This is a genomic window from bacterium (assembly GCA_024224155.1).
In the GTDB taxonomy this organism is placed as follows: Bacteria; Acidobacteriota; Thermoanaerobaculia; order Multivoradales; family JAHEKO01; genus CALZIK01.
Window position 1 is genome coordinate 1 of the sequence record JAAENP010000421.1, and the last position, 16,276, is coordinate 16,276.

A 16,276-nucleotide genomic window follows, 5' to 3' on the forward strand; every position below is an offset into this window, starting at 1 on the left:
AACGCCCCCGACTACTTGTTGTTCGTGACCAACCTCCCGACCCTGCAGGCCCTGGAAGGCCGCCCGATCCCGCGGCGACTCCTGGCACTATCGACAGGACCGACGCCTATCACGCTGTCGCGATCGGGCGAGCTGGCTCTGCGGGTAGCGCTTGAACGGGGCCTGTTCGCCGGCCCGCTGGGCCGCCTGTTTCGCGACCCGGAGAATCCGCTCGAGCCCGGTCAGACCGTTAGCCTCAGTGATTTTGAGATCGAGGTCCTGTCGCTGGCCGGCGACGGCTCACCCGGCACGCTGCTCTATCGCTTCCCGAAGCCGCTCGAAGACGACTCCATGCGCTGGGTGCGATGGCAAGATGGACGTTTCGTCCCGTTCGACCCTCCCGCGCCGGGTCGGACGGTCTCGTTGCTTCCGGCAATAGGGCCGCTCGACCGCTTCGGGTGGTCGAGCGGTCAGGCTCCGCCCGAGCCGCCCCGATAGAAGCGCACGTCGACCTTCTCTACGGTCGCCAGGCCCTCGGTGGCGGCCTCGTCTATGACCGGGAGGAAGGACTCGATCTTCTCGATCGTGTCGACAATCTCCACCACGATCGGAAGGTCCGAGGACAAGCGCAGGATCTTCGCCGTGTGCAGGCGGCTGCGAGCGCCGAGCCCGGCAGCGAATCGAGTCCAACTCGAAGCCGGTCGCTCGCTTCAGCGCCGTCCTGGGACCGGCAGCTCCAGGGCGAGCGTTTCGGGCCTCAAACACCTCTCATCATCACAGGCCTGAAGCGTGAGCTCTACCCGAACCCCGCCGGATTCCCCGGCCCTACCGAGCTCACCGGTGCCGAGGGTCTCCAGACCGGCCGAGATCTCGAACGAGCCCTGAAACACGGACAGCGGCTCGTCCTGAAATCCCAGCGTGACCACTTCGGCGGCGGGGTAGTCGATGTCTTCGAGCTTCAGCCCGTCGCCGGTGGCGATCAACCGGGTCGGGACCAGATGATCCTGCAACGGCCGATTCGAGTTCACGTGCCAGCCGTCGGCGATCTCGAGTCGAACCGCGAGGCTGTACGAAGAGCTGGCGCCGGAACTCCGGACGGCATCCCAAGATGCCGCCACCCGCACGACGCCGCCGGCACCGTACTCGAGCGCACCGACGGCCCCGTGAAGCAGCTCGTCGACACCTAGGAGCAGGTAGGCAAAGCCCGTGGGCTGACGCCGAATCGACTTCGAGAAGGCAGCCACCGTACTTTCCGCCTTCTGCCGGTAGGAGAGACGACCGGTACGAGCCGAGAGCATTGCGAGAGCCCGCACCGCCACAGAGTTGCCGGAGGGGATCGCGCCATCACCCAGGCTCTTCGGCCGGACCGGAAGCCGCCCGCCATGATCGTCCTCGCTCATGAAGAAGCCACCCCCAACGTCGTCCCAAAAGTGGGAGTCCATGGCGTCCGCGATTCCAGCGGCTCGTTCCAGGTACGACGACTCGCCGGTGACGTCGTAGAGGGTGACCAGGGCTTCGAGGAGATAAGCGTAGTCGTTTTGGCTCGCCTCCACCGAGGAGGTTCCCGCCAGATGCGCGCGCCACAAGCGTCCCCCTCGGCGCCGGTTGTTCTGCCAGAGGAACTCGGCGGCCCGGCGGGCGGCCTCGAGGTAGCGCTCGTCGCGAAGAGCGTCGCCTGCCCGGGCCAGACTGGTGATCATCATCGCGTTCCAGGCGGTGACGATCTTCTCGTCGCGCAGCGGATGCACTCGCTGCTCTCGTGCCTCATAGAGCCGCTCGCGGATACGGTCTAGGCGAGCCAGCAGATCCGACAGAGGCATCTCGCTCGCGCCCGCGGCTTCGGAGAGAGTCGCCGGCAGGTGCAGGATGTTCTTGCCCTCGAAGTTGCCCCGGTCGGTGACGCCGAATACGCGAATCGCCAGATCGGCGTCGGCCGCAGGCAGCGCCTCCCGAATCTGCCGGGGCGTCCAGACGAAGAACTCGCCTTCCCGACCCTCACTGTCGGCATCGGTCGCCGAGAAGAAGGCCCCCGCGGGAGACGTCATGTCGCGCAGCACGTAGTCCAGGGACTGCCGCGCCACCCGTTCGAAGAATCCGTTGCCCGTGATCCTCGCGGCCTCCAGATAGGCGCGCGCCAGATGGGCCTGGTTGTAGAGCATCTTCTCGAAGTGCGGAACCAGCCACTCGGAGTCCGTCGAGTAGCGGTGAAACCCGCCGCCGATCTGATCGTGGATTCCACCTCGCGCCATCCGGTCGAGCGTGAGCTCGACGGCGCGAAGCGTCTCACGGTCACCCGACCGCGACGCGCGCTCGAGCAAAAACAGCAGCTCGGATTCGTGCGGAAACTTGGGCGCGGGTGAAAAGCCTCCCCTACTGTCGTCGTGGCGACCCAGACTCTGCCTGACCGCCTCGGTCACGACCCCACTTCCCACGTCAACGACCTCGCCCGAGGTGGCACTGAAGAGCGCAACCCGGTCGGCGACCTCTTCGGCCTGTCGGACCAGGAGAGGGCGCTGATCCCGCCAAGCGTCGGCGACCTTCCGGAGCAGCTCTCGGAACGAGTCCTGCGGGAAGTAGGTGCCGCCGAAGAACGGCTTGCCGTCACTCGTGAGAAGGCTCGACATCGGCCAACCGCCCTGCCCCGTGATCAGCTGGACCGCGGTCATGTAGACCTGGTCGACGTCGGGACGCTGTTCGCGATCGACTTTGATACTCACGAACCACTGGTTCATCAGGCGCGCGGTCTCTTCGTCGTCGAAGCTCCCTCTCTCCATCACATGGCACCAGTGGCAGGTGGAATAGCCGATCGAGAGAAAAATCGGCTTGCCGTCTCTGCGAGCGGCCTCGAATGCCTCCGGCCCCCATGGATACCAGTCGACCGGATTGTGCGCATGCTGCAAGAGGTACGGTGAGCTCTCGAGAATGAGCCGGTTCACGTAGACCGGCGTGCCGTCGGCTCTCAGGTGCTCCGTTCGCGGTGTGTACTCGGCTTCCTGGGCTTCGTAGGCCGACCAGAGCCGAGCCGCCAACTCCGCCGAGAGTGGAGCCGCTCCGGGCGGAGTCTCCCCTCCCGCTCCATCCGGATTCTCGGCCGGCGAAAGGGCTCCGCTGCTCGGACCGAGCACCAAGGCCAGGATCACCGCGATATATAGAGACCTCCGGAACTCAACCACGCCGGTACGATACCCGATGGCGGGAAGGTCGCGACAGCCGACTTCGACGCGGCGGCCCAAACGACTAAGATCACCGACGTGACGCTCCAAATCGCAGCCCTGTTCGCTCTCCTCGCGGCGATGGTGTATCTCTTTCTGACCGAGAAACTGCCGGTCGACTTGACGGCCTTCCTGGGACTCGTGGTCTTGGTCTTCGCCGGCTACGTCACGCCGGCGGAGGCCTTCCAGGGCTTCTCGTCGCCGGCCGTCATCACCATGCTGTCGGTTTTCATTCTCGGCGCCGCGCTTCTGGAGACCGGAGTCGCGGACCTGATCGCAGCTCATATCCACCGCCTGGTCGGTGACAGCGAGATCCGATTGATCGTGACGCTGATGGTGGTCGCCGGAGTTCTCTCCGCGTTCATGAACAACATCGCCGCCACCGCCGTCTTGATGCCGGCCGTGGCCACTCTCGCGCCGCGCGCCGGGCTGGCGCCTTCACGCCTTTTCATGCCCCTGGCCTTTGGCGCCATCCTGGGCGGCACCACGACCCTGGTGGGCACGCCACCCAACATCCTGGCCGGGCAGATGTTGAGCGACCGAGGGCTGGAGCCGTTCAAGCTGTTCGATTTCACGCCGCTCGGTGCGGCGATCCTGTTTCTGGGCGTGATCTACATGCTCACCATCGGCCGCAAGCTGCTGCCGACCCGGGAGAAAAGCGGGCTGACCGCGCCCCGGTCGGACGACCTCATGCAGGTCTATCAGCTCGAGGACCGGATTTTCTCGCTTCGCCTACCCCAGAGCTCGCCTCTCGACGGCAAAACCCTGGCCGAGACCCGGCTCGGCAACATGCTCGGAGTCAAGGTGGTTTCGATTCAACGCGGGAGTCGACGGTTCGAGCCGGAGGGCGGCACCGAGCTTCGGGGTGGCGACGTTCTGGTCGTGGACGGCGAGGCCGCGCGCGTCGCCGAGCTGCTCAAGCTGCAGGGAGTCGAGGTGCAGTCCATACCGGCACGCCAATTGCCGAATGTGCCGCCCGGCGTCGGTGGGATCCGGGCGCTCGTCAGATCGGGTGCCAGCGTAGCGGGCAAGACGCTCGGTGAGCTGGGATTCCGGAAACGCTTCGGTATCGCGGTCGCCGCCGTCGGCCGCGGCAACCAGCTGTTTCGCGACCGCCTCGCCGGGCGGACTCTGCAACCAGGGGACCAGATCCTGGGTCTTGGAAGCGAGCAACTGCTCGAGCGCTTTGCCGAAGAGCCCGACTTCGAGGTCGTCGACACCGGGATCGGGGCTCTCCAAGAGCTCCAGGACGAGCTCTGTGTCCTCGCAGTGTCGGTTTCCTCCGATCTGGTGGGCTCGACCCTGGGCCGGAGCCGGCTGGGGGAGCTCGTAGGCCTCACCGTTCTCGGCATCATCCGCGACGATGAAATGCGGCTCGCAGTTCCCGCGGACGAGATCATCAACGCCGGGGATCGTCTTCTGCTCACAGCCGACGCTGCACAAGTCGACACCCTGGCCGATCTCGGAGGCGTCGAGATTGCCAAAACCGCTCCCGACTCGACCCTCAAGAGCGACACGATGGTAGAGGTGGCGATCGCCCCCCGTTCGCGGGCGGAGGGGCGGACCCTGCGCGATCTCGATTTCCGGAGCCGGTACGGTCTCTTAGCGCTGGCGCTCTGGCGCGGAGGCCGGCCCATCCACGCCGACCTCACCGAAGTCGCTCTGCGATTCGGCGACGCTCTGCTCTTACATGGGCCGCGCGAGAAGATCCGCCTGCTGGCCTCGGAAACGGATTTCCTGGTTCTCTCGCAAGCCGACCAGGCACCCCGGCGCAGCCACAAGGCATCGTTCGCACTGGGCGGCCTGGTGCTCATGATCGGCCTGGTGGCGACGGGCTTTCAGCCGATCCACGTCGCCGCGTTCACCGCGGCGTCGCTCGTGATCCTGGCCGGCGCGCTCACCATGCCGGAGGCCTATCGCGTCATCGAGTGGCGCGCCATCTTTCTGGTTGCCGCGGTGCTGCCGGTCGGATTCGCGATGGAACGTACCGGCGCGGCGAATTTCCTGGCCGACACGGTAGCCGGCACCGCCGGTCCCCTCGGGCCCTACTTCGTGCTGGGAGCGCTCATTGCGCTGGCCAGCCTGCTGAGCCAAGGGCTCGACGGTGCCCCGGCGGTCGTCCTGCTGGCCCCGGTCGTGATCGAGATGGCCGAGCGCCTCGACTTGAGTCCCTACCCGCTGATGATGGGTGTGAGCCTGGCGGCCTCCGCCGCCTTCATGACCCCCTTCAGCCACAAAGCCAACCTCCTGGTCATGGGCGCCGGCGGCTATCGCTCCTCTGACTATCTGAAGGTGGGAACGCCGCTCACGATCTTCCTCTTCATCCTCTTGACGCTGCTGGTGCCGGTGTTCTTTCCCTTCTAGGCTTCGCCGGCGCTTCACATGGTCTCTGCCTGGCGCAAACTCCGAACCGGCTTCGCCCGCTGGCTCGATCGGCGCGAGGTGTCGAACTCCGCCATAACGTTCGCCACCGCCATTCTGGTCGGAGTTGGAGCCGGTCTCGGCGCGGCGGTGTTCCGGTGGTTCATCGGGGCGATCCGTTCGATCGGCTACGAGTCCGCCGTCTCGGGGCAGCTCGGCTGGGGCAGGCTCCTGCTCGTCCCCGCGCTCGGCGGCCTCATCGTCGGGCCGCTGGTCTACTTCTGGGCCCGCGAGGCCCGGGGTCACGGCGTGCCCGAAGTGATGGAGGCCGTCGCCCTGCGGGGCGGTCGTATCCGGCCGCGCGTGGCCCTGGTCAAGGCACTGGCTTCGGGTGTGTGCATCGGCTCGGGTGGCTCGGTGGGCAGAGAAGGCCCCATTGTCCAGGTCGGATCGGCCATCGGATCGACTCTCGGGCAAGCACTGAACTTCTCCGACGAGCGCATCCGAAGCCTGGTGGCTTGCGGCGCCGCAGGTGGCATCGCGGCCACTTTCAACGCCCCGATCGCGGGCGCCATCTTCGCCATCGAGGTGATTCTGGGTCGGTTCCACAGTCTCTATTTCGGCGCGGTGGTCATCTCGGCGGTGGTCGCCGACGTCATCGCCCAGGCTTTCACCAGCGAGGTGCGGGCCTTCGACGTCCCCGAATACGCTCTGCGCAGCCCCTGGGAGCTGTTGCTCTACGCCTTGCTGGGAGTTCTCGCCGCCCTGCTAGCGGTCGGCTTCAGCCGCGGCCTCTACGTGATGGAGGACCTGTGGGATCGTCTGCGCGGCGCCGAGTGGATCAGGCCCGCCATCGGCGGGGTCCTGCTCGGCGCAATCGGCATCCTGAGCTTTCAGGTGGATGGCTTCCCGCGCATCTTCGGCGTCGGCTACGACACCATCTCGGACGCGCTGCTCGGTAACCTGGCTCTTCAAGTGACGGCAGCCCTGCTGCTGCTCAAGATGCTGGCCACCTGGATCACGCTGGGCTCCGGTGGATCCGGAGGCGTCTTCGCCCCGTCCCTGTTCATGGGCTCCATGCTGGGAGCGTCCTTCGGTAGTCTGGCCAACGCCTACTTTCCCGCCATCGCCGCGCCCCCGGGCGCCTACGCATTAGTCGGCATGGCGGCGTTTTTCAGCGGTGCCGCTCACGCACCCGTGACCGCGATCCTCATCCTGTTCGAGATGACCGGCGACTACGAGATCATCCTGCCGCTTATGCTCGCGACCGTCGTCAGCACCCTCCTGTCGACGCTCTTGAGCCGGGAGTCGATCTACACCCTCAAGCTCAGCCGCCGCGGCGTCCGCCTCGAGAAGGGCCGGGACGTAGACGTCCTGCAAACCGTTTCCGTTGCCGAGATCATGACCACCGACTTCGGTACGGTCGACGAAGCGACCCCGCTGAACCAGTTGGCCGAGGAGTTCGCGCGCCGGCGCGTTCAGTCTTTCCCCGTGATCGACGACGCCGGCGAGCTCACCGGGATGGTGAGCATCTCCGACCTCGATCGGTCGGTCGCGGCCGCCCGAACGGAAGGCGCGCGGGTGGCCGATATTGCCACCTCGGGCGAGATCCTCGTCGCCTACCCGGACGAGTCGATGGGAACGGCTCTTCGCCGCCTCGGCGTTCGCGATGTCAACCGCTTGCCGGTCGTCGAGCGTGGATCCAAACGCCCCATCGGCGTCGTACGCCGCAACGACATCGTCCGCGCCTACAACCACGCTCTGTCCAGGCGCGGCCAGGACCTGCAACGCGCCGAGGAGCTCGGCCTCGGCCAGGTCGAGGACCTGAGCCTGGTGCAGGTCCACATCCGAGACGACTCACCCGTGGCGGGCCACGCCGTACGCGAGATCACCCTGCCCGAGGACTGCTTGATCGTATCGCTCCGCCGTGGCGACCGCCAGCGTGTCGTGAGAGGCAGCACGAAACTCGAGCCCGGTGACGTCGTCACCCTGGTCGCCCAGCAGAGCTCGATATCGGAGGCCCGTCGCCTGCTCGTGGGCTAGCTGCTGGTCCTCGGGTTCTAGGGCTGCTCGCCGGAAGTTCGGCAGGCCTCGGCACCGACCGCCGCCAACGCGCCGGCCTCGCGCGCCTCATCGCCGAAGTAGCGCCGTTGAAAGAACAGGGCCACGTTCACCAGGCCGATCAGCACCGGAACCTCGACCAGTGGACCGATGACCGCAGCGAAGGCCACACCCGAGCCGATCCCGAAGACGGCGACCGCCACCGCGATCGCGAGCTCGAAGTTGTTCGACGCGGCCGTAAAGGACAGCGTCGCCGTCTTGCTGTAGTCGGCGCCGATCTTGCGCCCCAGCCAGAAACTGATCAGGAACATCAGCACGAAGTAGATCAGCAGAGGCACGGCGATGCGCAGAACATCACCCGGGATTCTGACGATCCGGTCGCCCTTCAGGCTGAACATCACCAGAATCGTGAACAGCAACGCGACCAGCGTAATCGGCGAGATCTTCGGAATGAACACCCGCTCGTACCATTCCCTGTCCTTGCTCTTGACCAGAACCAGGCGCGTCAGCATGCCGGCAAGGAACGGGATACCCAGGTAGATGAAGACACTCTCGGCAATCTGGCCCATGCTGATATCGACCACCGAGCCGCTCAGTCCGAACAGCGGCGGCAGCTTGGTGACGAAGATCCAGGCGTAGACGCTGTAGAAGAGAACCTGAAAGACGCTGTTGAAGGCCACCAGCCCCGCCGCGTACTCTGAGTCCCCCTTGGCCAACTCGTTCCAGACGATCACCATCGCGATGCAACGCGCCAGGCCGATCAAGATGAGGCCGACCATGTACTCGGGCTGGTCGCGGAGAAAGACAATCGCCAGCGCGAACATCAGGATCGGCCCGATCACCCAGTTCTGGATCAGTGATAGACCCAGCACCCGCCAGTTGCGAAAGACGTCAGGCATCTCCTCGTAGCGCACCTTGGCCAGCGGCGGGTACATCATGAGGATCAGACCAAAGGCGATCGGCAGGTTGGTGGTACCGACAGAGAACCGACCCCAGAAGTCGGCAACCCCTGACCACATGGCGCCCAAGGTCACTCCCACTCCCATGGCGAGGAAGATCCAGACCGTCAGGTAGCGGTCGAGCAATGACAAGCGTTTGGCGACGCCCCGGCTCTTTGTCTCCATAGCCGCGAGGTTGAGAGAAGCGGCCCTGCGTGTCAAGGACCGATCCGGACTGCTCGGAACCGACCGCCGAGCGAGCTAGCTCAGCAAGAGGTCGGCCGCGGTCACCAGGAACAGCCAGGTCGCAAGAAGTCCGTTCGCCAGAAAGAAGGCGGCGTTCAGGCGGGACAGATTCCCCGGGCGAACAATCCAGTGCTGGTAGGCAAGCAGAGCCGCGCACCCCGCGACGCCGACCCAGTAGGCCGACCCCAGCCCCGGTTCGTAGAACCGCGGCAGCAGCACCAAGAGGACCAACATTCCCAGATGAAAGGCTCCCGAAGCCCACAGGGCTCCGGTTTCGCCCAACCTCGCCGGGATCGAATGCAGACTACTCCTACGGTCGAACTCCAAGTCCTGGAGCGCATAGAGCACGTCGAAGCCGGCAACCCACAGAAGAACCACGCCGGCGAGAATCACCGGCGCCGCGGCGAACGACCCCCGCACCGCGACCCACGCACCCAGAGGCGCTCCGGCCAGCGCCAGACCGAGTACCAGGTGAGACAGCGCCGTAAAGCGCTTCGTATAGGAATAACCCAGCAGAACCGGCAGGGCGACCAGGGACAGCTTCAAGGTCATCGGATTGAGCCGCCAGGCTGCAAGAAGAAAGACCCCGATGCTCGCCAGTACGAACACCGAGACGAATACCGGACTCACCGTGCCCGACGGCAGCGCCCGGTCAGCGGTCCTGGGATTGGCGGAGTCGATCTTCCGATCGACGAGCCGGTTGAAGGCCATCGCGCTGCTTCTCGCACCCACCATCGCGACCACGATCCAACCCACGATCCGCCAGTCCGGCCAGCCTTCCGCGGCCAACGTCATTCCCAAGAAGGCAAAAGGGAGAGCAAAGAGCGTGTGCTCGAACTTGATCATTTCGAGCACGGTTCGCAAACTTGCCAGAGCTTTCACTGTGCGGCAAGTGTAGCTAGAAACTCGGACCAAATCCGAATCTGAGCCTTCAGCCTTTGCTCTCGATGTTTGCTTTCTTGAGATTCTTCCGCGTAATCTGTTGACCCCTCAGCCAGTGCTCACCCAGGGAAAGATTGTTGGTGCCGAAAGCCGAGACCCTCAGACCCTCCGCACCGGAGGATCCTCGAAGCGCCCGTGAAGCGCTGGAAAGGTCCTTTGCCGATTGCCGGCTCTTGCGCCCGTTTCGACGGAGCGCCTACGATCCGGGTGACCGGCTCGAGTACCAGGTTACCGGCGTCGTGCCAGCGCACACGGCGAAGATCTCGGCCGAGGTCGAGAGCTTCGTCGGCGGCGGTTTCGCAGGCCAGGTGTATCGGATCCGGTTGCTGGACATCACTTCCCAAGAGGGTCCGATCGACGGCCTCGAAGTCGGACGGCACTACGCGATCAAGATCCTGAGCCCGTGCTCGGGTTTCGCCCGGCTTTTCCGCAACCTGCTCTACTTCGCCGGCTACCAGTGTCCTTTCAGTGCCCAGGTCCTGCCACAGGCCGTCCGAACAGGGGTGCTCTGGCAAAAGCTCATCCAGCGAGCGGTCGCCGTGAGGCTGGGCGACGGCGAGGCGGTCTGCGATACCTACGCCACCCTCTTCGACGACCGGCTCCACAGCTTCGGCGAGATCAACGAATGGATCGATGGGCGGATCTGGAAGTTCGAGGCCGACGACCGGCTGTTGTCTCGATGGCGGTTTGACGGCTCACCGCCCCCTGACCACAACTGCCCCGAGTATGTTCACAAGAAGCTGTTCATGCGCCGGTTGGTCGATCTGCTCCACGAGATCGGCGCCTCCGAGCTGGCGCGGCAGTACGAATGGTGGACCTGCAAGAGCCAACCGAACGTGCTCAAACGCATCGGGGCGGAAGGCTCGCCCAGCGCCGGCTTGACCGCGGTCGACTTTCGCGCCGGCCTCACCCTGCTGCCACTGCTGCCGATGAGCCCCGTCGACCCCTGGCTCATTCTGCGCGGCCTCGTGAGGGGGCGGCTGGTGCAGTTCGACCGCTGCGATCCGTCCCGCCTGCGCCGGTTCGCAGAAGCCAACGGCGGCTTCGACGACTTGGCGCCGGCCATCGAAGAGCTGGAGCGGCAGGACGCGGCCTATCGATCGTCTCAGCCCGACCTGACGGGCCACCATCTGCGCCTACTGACGAATCGCGAACTGCGCGCCTCGATCAAGAGCGCGACCATCACTGCCTGGAGGAGTCTCGGCCGGCTGGATGAGCGGCACGAGGAGCGCTTGCGAAGCGGACGCGGCCCGTTTGCGACTCTCTACCTGCTGTCCCTGGTGCCCTTTCTCGGAGCTTGGATCACCGGCCTCTGGGGAAGCGCGGAGAGGCGCCGCCACGCCAAGAGATGTCTGACAAGCCCCGACTATCTTGTCAGGGCAATGCGCGGGCTACGGATCGAGGCGCTCAGCCAGTGGACCCGCGGAGGGCGCATCGCTGCCTTTCGGGCTCAGAGGCTCGTCGACAAGCCCCTGCGCTTCTGGATGGAGCGGATCCTCTTCGGCTGGCTGCCGGCCGCCTGGCATCGCAGCCTCGCCGACCCGGCCTCGGCCTGGGCGCAGATCCGTTCCAGCTTCCGGTTTGCGTTTCGCTTCTTGCGCCAACCCGCTTTTCGTGAGGAGGTCCTCCTCGAGCAGGTGCGACTGGGCAACGAGGAGGGCATGCTGAGCGATGCCGAGACGGCGAAGATCGAAGGTCAGATCAAGGACCCTTTCATTCAGAAGTACTTGCGCTGTCTGGCGGTCCACATCTGCACTGTGCCGGTGACCCAGGTCGTGATGGTCCTCGCCGGAGTCGCGGTCGCCTCCTACTGCCTCGTATACCGCGACCTGAGCTGGCCCGAAAGCATGGCCTATGCTGCTGCCGCGGCCGCCGCAATCCAACTTCTTCCGATTTCTCCGGGCTCGATCGCCCGGGGCCTGTTTGTTCTCTTCCTCATGATTCGGGAACGAGACCTGCGCAGCTACTACATCGCTGCTCCGGTCTCGTTTCTGCACGTCATCGGCTACCTGGCTTTCCCGCTCCAAATGGTGGCCCACAACCCGGCCCTGGCCCGCTTCCTCGCGGGCCGCTGGACCAGACGGATTACACACCTCGTGCCCGTTTTCGGCGAAAGCGGCGCCCTGCTCGAGCACGGCGTGTTCGATCTGTTCTTCAACCTACCGGTCTCCGTGGCCCGAGGCCTGCGCGTGAGACCGTTCCGGTGGGTCACCGGAATCCTGACAGCGGTCATGGTGGCGAGTATCCTCCTCTTGGGCGCCTTCGCCCGGCTTTGGGAGTGGCGACAACCCAAGATGGAGCTCACCGGCGTTACCGTCACCTCGGCCGTTCGATACCAGGACTCGGGAGGAGACCTCCATTGGACCCGGCGAGGCATGAGAGTGCGGCTCTCGGGGCTGGAAGAACCGGTCGACTTCCCCGCCCGGCACTGGGAGGCCGCCATACAGACAGGCGACACGATCGACGTCGTTGTTCGTCGGAGCTTCTTCGGCGACGAGTACGACGGTCTCGCTTCCGCTCGCGGCCGGCCGCCGGTGACAAATAATTGATGCAATGTGGATTTCGCTCAATCCCATCGAGGTCCGTGGTCTGGTCGGCAGCGAATGGATTCGCAGCCGGCTTGGGGATCGACTATTCACTCGGAGAACGAGACATGGCCACTGTAAACGCTCAACTCGATTCGGGCACCCGAACCAAGATCACCGCTCGTCAATTCAGCTGGCTGGCGTACTCAACATTCTGAAAGGCGAGCCGTCGGCAGTTGAGGCGGCGCGGGGCCGACAGCTCGACTTAACTGTCAGCCGGTAGGTCGGGACCGACGACGATCATCATGCCCCGCCGTTTGGGCGAGTGATCGAAACTGATGAAAAGAGCTCGCCCCATAAGGAGAGTGTGCCCCCAACCCCGCCTCATGTCTCGCAAGGTCTCCGCCTTCTTCTCCTTCAGGGCGAGCGGGTCGAAGATACGCTGGCGCAGCCCATGAGGGCGGACAATTCCATAGGCGAGCTCGCCGTCGGTCAGAAAAATCTGTGCGCTGACCCTACGCCACAGCGCCCACTCCTTGAACGAGTACTCGGCGTAGTTGATGATGACCTCGTTGATCGTATTCATGAAGGGATCGGCGAGAGCTCCGAACTCAGCCGTGATGGAGGGGACCATCCGCTCCCAGAAGCAGCGGTCGCAGTCGTCGCGAAACAGCTCTGCGCCGCCGCCACTCAACCAGGCCCCCCAGCGGCGCAGAGACCGCTTCCAAGACCCCGATCCCGGGCGGTTCCGGTCGCCACCCGGCAGGGTGAAGCTCCGCTCGAATATGACTCGTCTCTTTCCGAAGTCGTCGCCAACGGATTCGAGCTCGTTCTTCAGCACATGAATCGCGGCGACACTGATTACTGGCGACTCTCTACTGAGCTCCTCGAGGTCTGAGATCGCCTCTCGGATCCCACTCTCGGATACGATGCCTTCAAGCCGCTTCATGCAGAGACCAAGATTGACGATCCCGCGCCCTTCGCAGAGTTGGCGAGAGTATAACCAGCAACTCTTGCCGCTTTCGACCTTCTATCGCTTCAGAACATGGACAAGCAGTTCGTCCAGTGCGTCGTCGGTCTGCGCGCCCCAGCTCTGGGTATCCGAGCATGAGTACCGAGACCGGCCGGCTTCATCGCTAGCTAGCGGGGCAGGATGGCCATTTGCCGGGACACGGCGACCACGTCGCCCGCCTCGTCCCAGATCACCCCGTCTTCCTCGAGGTATCCGCCGGCAATGTGGTCAGTAGTGAACCATTCGCCCAGCCAGCCCGGGGCCGGATGCAGCCGGATCTCGACTCGCTCGGTGATCGGGGGTGGCACGAAGCCGCCCGAACTGGGAGCCGGGGCGACACAGCTCTCCGGTGGCGGCAGGTCCGGCAATCCCGCTTCGTGGCAGATGCCAGAGCGGGACGACTCCGAGAGTTGGCCGAAGGTGCCTAGAACCTGGGCGACCATCCGGCCATCCTGACGAAGTGCGGCACCCGCGGTCGCGTGTCGCCGTCCCACCTTGACGAGTTCCCCGTACAACTCCGCAGGTCCCGGATGCGCCGGCGCCAGGTAGTGGGCGGTGATCGTAATAGGGTCTGGCCGGCCGGTCAGCTCGATGAGCGCTCCCGAGGCGATTGAGAGCAGGTAGCCACCGTTGGGCGTACCGACGAAGTCCCAACCGTCTTGGATCTCGGCCTGCCATCGGCCGTCGTCGACCCGTTGGAGAGCCACGGCCCGGTCGAATTCAGTGCCAGCGGTCTCGGTGTTCACCGCGCTCTCCTAGGAGTCATGAAACGCACCGCCGAGCTGAGGCTCCCGTTCACCTCTGCGATAGCGGATGACGTCGGTGGCGTCGATGAGAAGCGACAGGCTCACCAGGACGATGGTGGCGAGAAGCCAATACCTGAAGAGACTGCCCGCAGGGGCGGCGTCGAGGCGAGTCCAGAGCCAGAGCACCATTGGAACCCAGGCGATGTGGCCTATCCCCAAGAGGCGAACGAAGCCCTTGGCGGAGAAGATCGCTGTCTGAAGGATTGCGCCGAACACTGCGGCTCCAAGGACGACTCTTGCCTCTGGGGTTCTCAAGTAAAAGAGAGGCACGACCATGTTCGCCGTCATCAATAGCATCACCCAAGCAACCCATGGCTTTGGCAGGGCCAGCAGGGTCCCGAAGAAGCCGATCATCGCTTTCATACCGGTTCTCCTTCTCTCACCAGTATCGCTCCACATGAACCTGGCCGGGGTCGTTACGCTTGTGCTCCTTGAAGCCTCGCTCATTCAACAAGTTGGTCATGGTGACGATCATGCTGGGATTACCGCACAGGAAGACGTGCGTGTCCTCTGGCGAGGCTCGAAACTCCGAGCTCCCTTCGAGCACTCCTCGTTGCCACACGTCCTGGATGTAACCGGACTCGCCGGTCCAGGGAGCCGGCTCTTCCTCTGGTCGGCTGATCGATGCAATATAGGTGAAATTTGAGCACATACGCTCCAGGGTCATCAGCTCCGAGCGGTAGCCCAGATCCCAGGAATGACGTGCTCCGTGGATCACCGCAAACCGTCGAGGCTCACCACAAACAAGGTGACTGCGGAGCATGCTCATGTACGGGGCCAGGCCGGTACCGGTGGAAATCAGGAGCACATGCTGATCCGGCGGCACCTCGTCGAGCGTGAAGAGCCCACTGATCTTTGGAGAGAGCCACAGCCTGTCGCCCACTGACAAAGCGAAGAGGCGAGGCGTCAAGGCGCCCGACGACACCCGAACGATGTAGAACTCGATGTATTCGTTCGCAACCGATGACGAGGCGATGGAGTAGGCGCGCTTGATGATCTTCTCGGGATTGGCGCGCACCTCTTCAGGGTCACTGACCTCGTGCCGCCGTGCTGTCCCCGGCAAGCCTAGAACGGCGAACTGGCCCGATTCGAAATCGGGGAGCTCCCACCCGTCAGGCACCGCGCGAAGGACGATGAGCCCCGGAGAAACCTCCACTCTCTGGGCTACGATCGCGTTGAGCTGTTCCTTCAATCCACTCATCATTTTCTCCTATTCCGCCTGAGCGGAGCCCTCATGATGATTGATCAACCTTCAACCTCTCCGTGCTGGAACAACCGGCGCAGCCCGAGCAGATCGTACCGCTCGATCCAGCGCGGCAGAAGAAACAGCAGAGCCACCACGATCGCGCCGCCTATCCAAGCGACGGGGGCACTCACCGACAGCAGCGGACCGAACGACGCATAGGCGTAGGTAAGCGGCAGCATTCCCAGGAAGCTGGCCAGCGCAAACCGGGGCAACGACATCTTGGTGAGCCCCGCACCGTAGCTCACCACATCGAAGGACACGGCCGGCACCAGTCGGGCAAGAAATACCACCTTGGTCAGGAGCTTGTCCGAGCACTGCCGGCAGAAGTTGATGTGCCCTTTGAGGAAACGGGCGACAAGATCGCGACCGAGCCACCGCGCGAGCAGAAAACTGACCATCGCACCCAGCATGGCTCCCAGGGCGGCGTAGAGGGTGCCCAACACAGGACCGAAGATGCGCCCCGCAAGAACATCGAGCGGGAACGTCGGTACCGGCAGGACCACGGTAGCCGCCATGACGAAGACGAAGACCAGCGGCGCAAGGGGACCAGCGGCCCGAAGACGATCTTCGATGCGAGCCTCCTTGAACATCGCACTCAGGTGGAAATGTCGTTCCAAGAGAACCACCAGGAGCAGCAAGCCAGCAATGGCGAAGCCTCGAAGAACTAGTCTGGCTGTTGGTCGCACGCCGGTTTCAATCATGCAGATTGCTGAACGACCACCTCTAGCCCGTTCCGGCCGGTTCGGCTCCCCGCCGCCGCCGCTCCATCAGCTTCCCGGACCAGTTCTCCAGTCCACTCACGACCGAGAGAAGGGCGACGACGACCAGGGCCAGCAAGATCCCGGTGATCGGATAGCTGCATCCGATCAGAATCCCCAGAGCACCTTGAAACCAGATCGTCGCGGCCGAGGTCAGGCCACTGACCGAGCCGGCTCCGCGGATGATCGC

The 16,276-nt window shown here is 64.4% G+C and carries 14 protein-coding genes; 4 read left to right on the forward strand and 10 right to left on the reverse strand.

Features of this window, described 5'->3' with window-relative positions; translation table 11 throughout:
* The coding region (locus tag GY769_20825) for a hypothetical protein (protein MCP4204363.1) at window positions 1-477 on the forward strand (477 nt) is incomplete at its 5' end.
* Here GY769_20825 and GY769_20830 read toward each other — a convergent pair.
* Together GY769_20830 and GY769_20835 are read right to left on the reverse strand one after the other, a co-directional pair.
* A complete protein-coding gene (locus GY769_20830) occupies window positions 450-629 on the reverse strand; it encodes a DUF190 domain-containing protein (protein ID MCP4204364.1) in 180 nt (59 codons plus the stop codon). The two genes, GY769_20825 and GY769_20830, sit on opposite strands and share 28 nt — an antisense overlap.
* A gap of 60 nt (window positions 630-689) precedes the next feature.
* Window positions 690-3,152, reverse strand: coding sequence for a DUF255 domain-containing protein (locus GY769_20835; GenBank protein MCP4204365.1), 2,463 nt, complete (start codon window positions 3,150-3,152; stop codon window positions 690-692).
* Between the two features lie 78 nt (window positions 3,153-3,230).
* Between GY769_20835 and GY769_20840 the strand changes: the two genes are divergently transcribed.
* Both GY769_20840 and GY769_20845 read left to right on the forward strand, forming a co-directional pair.
* A complete protein-coding gene (locus GY769_20840) occupies window positions 3,231-5,555 on the forward strand; it encodes an SLC13 family permease (protein ID MCP4204366.1) in 2,325 nt (774 codons plus the stop codon).
* 18 nt (window positions 5,556-5,573) lie between these two features.
* Complete coding sequence (locus GY769_20845) at window positions 5,574-7,595, forward strand: CBS domain-containing protein (GenBank protein ID MCP4204367.1); 2,022 nt, start codon at window positions 5,574-5,576, stop codon at window positions 7,593-7,595.
* A gap of 17 nt (window positions 7,596-7,612) precedes the next feature.
* Here the strand turns inward: GY769_20845 and arsB are convergent, their stop codons facing one another.
* Together arsB and ubiA are read right to left on the reverse strand one after the other, a co-directional pair.
* Window positions 7,613-8,737, reverse strand: a complete 1,125-nt coding sequence (arsB, locus tag GY769_20850) for an ACR3 family arsenite efflux transporter (protein ID MCP4204368.1) — start codon at window positions 8,735-8,737, stop codon at window positions 7,613-7,615.
* A gap of 75 nt (window positions 8,738-8,812) precedes the next feature.
* On the reverse strand, window positions 8,813-9,679 hold the full coding sequence (gene ubiA / locus GY769_20855; GenBank protein ID MCP4204369.1) for a UbiA family prenyltransferase: 867 nt from the start codon (window positions 9,677-9,679) through the stop codon (window positions 8,813-8,815).
* A 140-nt stretch (window positions 9,680-9,819) separates the two neighbouring features.
* Here ubiA and GY769_20860 point away from each other — a divergent pair, with 140 nt between their 5' ends.
* Window positions 9,820-12,288: a hypothetical protein gene (locus GY769_20860; protein MCP4204370.1), complete on the forward strand. Its 2,469-nt coding sequence runs from the start codon at window positions 9,820-9,822 to the stop codon at window positions 12,286-12,288.
* A gap of 241 nt (window positions 12,289-12,529) precedes the next feature.
* On the opposite strand, the gene GY769_20865 is transcribed toward GY769_20860, so the two are convergent.
* From GY769_20865 to GY769_20890, 6 genes are all read right to left on the reverse strand, one after another.
* Window positions 12,530-13,213, reverse strand: coding sequence for a hypothetical protein (locus GY769_20865; GenBank protein MCP4204371.1), 684 nt, complete (start codon window positions 13,211-13,213; stop codon window positions 12,530-12,532).
* Window positions 13,214-13,404: 191 nt separating this feature from the next.
* Window positions 13,405-14,022, reverse strand: a complete 618-nt coding sequence (locus GY769_20870; protein MCP4204372.1) for a thioesterase family protein — start codon at window positions 14,020-14,022, stop codon at window positions 13,405-13,407.
* Between the two features lie 9 nt (window positions 14,023-14,031).
* On the reverse strand, window positions 14,032-14,445 hold the full coding sequence (locus tag GY769_20875; protein ID MCP4204373.1) for a hypothetical protein: 414 nt from the start codon (window positions 14,443-14,445) through the stop codon (window positions 14,032-14,034).
* A 16-nt stretch (window positions 14,446-14,461) separates the two neighbouring features.
* A complete protein-coding gene (locus GY769_20880; GenBank protein ID MCP4204374.1) occupies window positions 14,462-15,283 on the reverse strand; it encodes a ferredoxin--NADP reductase in 822 nt (273 codons plus the stop codon).
* Window positions 15,284-15,327: 44 nt separating this feature from the next.
* Window positions 15,328-16,029, reverse strand: coding sequence for a TVP38/TMEM64 family protein (locus GY769_20885; GenBank protein MCP4204375.1), 702 nt, complete (start codon window positions 16,027-16,029; stop codon window positions 15,328-15,330).
* 22 nt (window positions 16,030-16,051) lie between these two features.
* On the reverse strand, window positions 16,052-16,276 hold a 225-nt coding region (locus GY769_20890), incomplete at its 5' end, for a hypothetical protein (GenBank protein ID MCP4204376.1).

Excerpts from the sequence above, each read along its gene's own strand:
- GY769_20885 (MCP4204375.1), bottom strand. The coding sequence starts at position 16,029 with ATGATTGAAACCGGCGTGCGACCAACAGCCAGACTAGTTCTTCGAGGC.
- GY769_20865 (MCP4204371.1), bottom strand. The coding sequence starts at position 13,213 with ATGAAGCGGCTTGAAGGCATCGTATCCGAGAGTGGGATCCGAGAGGCG.
- GY769_20845 (MCP4204367.1), top strand. The coding sequence starts at position 5,574 with ATGGTCTCTGCCTGGCGCAAACTCCGAACCGGCTTCGCCCGCTGGCTC.
- GY769_20880 (MCP4204374.1), bottom strand. The coding sequence starts at position 15,283 with ATGAGTGGATTGAAGGAACAGCTCAACGCGATCGTAGCCCAGAGAGTG.
- GY769_20875 (MCP4204373.1), bottom strand. The coding sequence starts at position 14,445 with ATGAAAGCGATGATCGGCTTCTTCGGGACCCTGCTGGCCCTGCCAAAG.
- arsB (MCP4204368.1), bottom strand. The coding sequence starts at position 8,737 with ATGGAGACAAAGAGCCGGGGCGTCGCCAAACGCTTGTCATTGCTCGAC.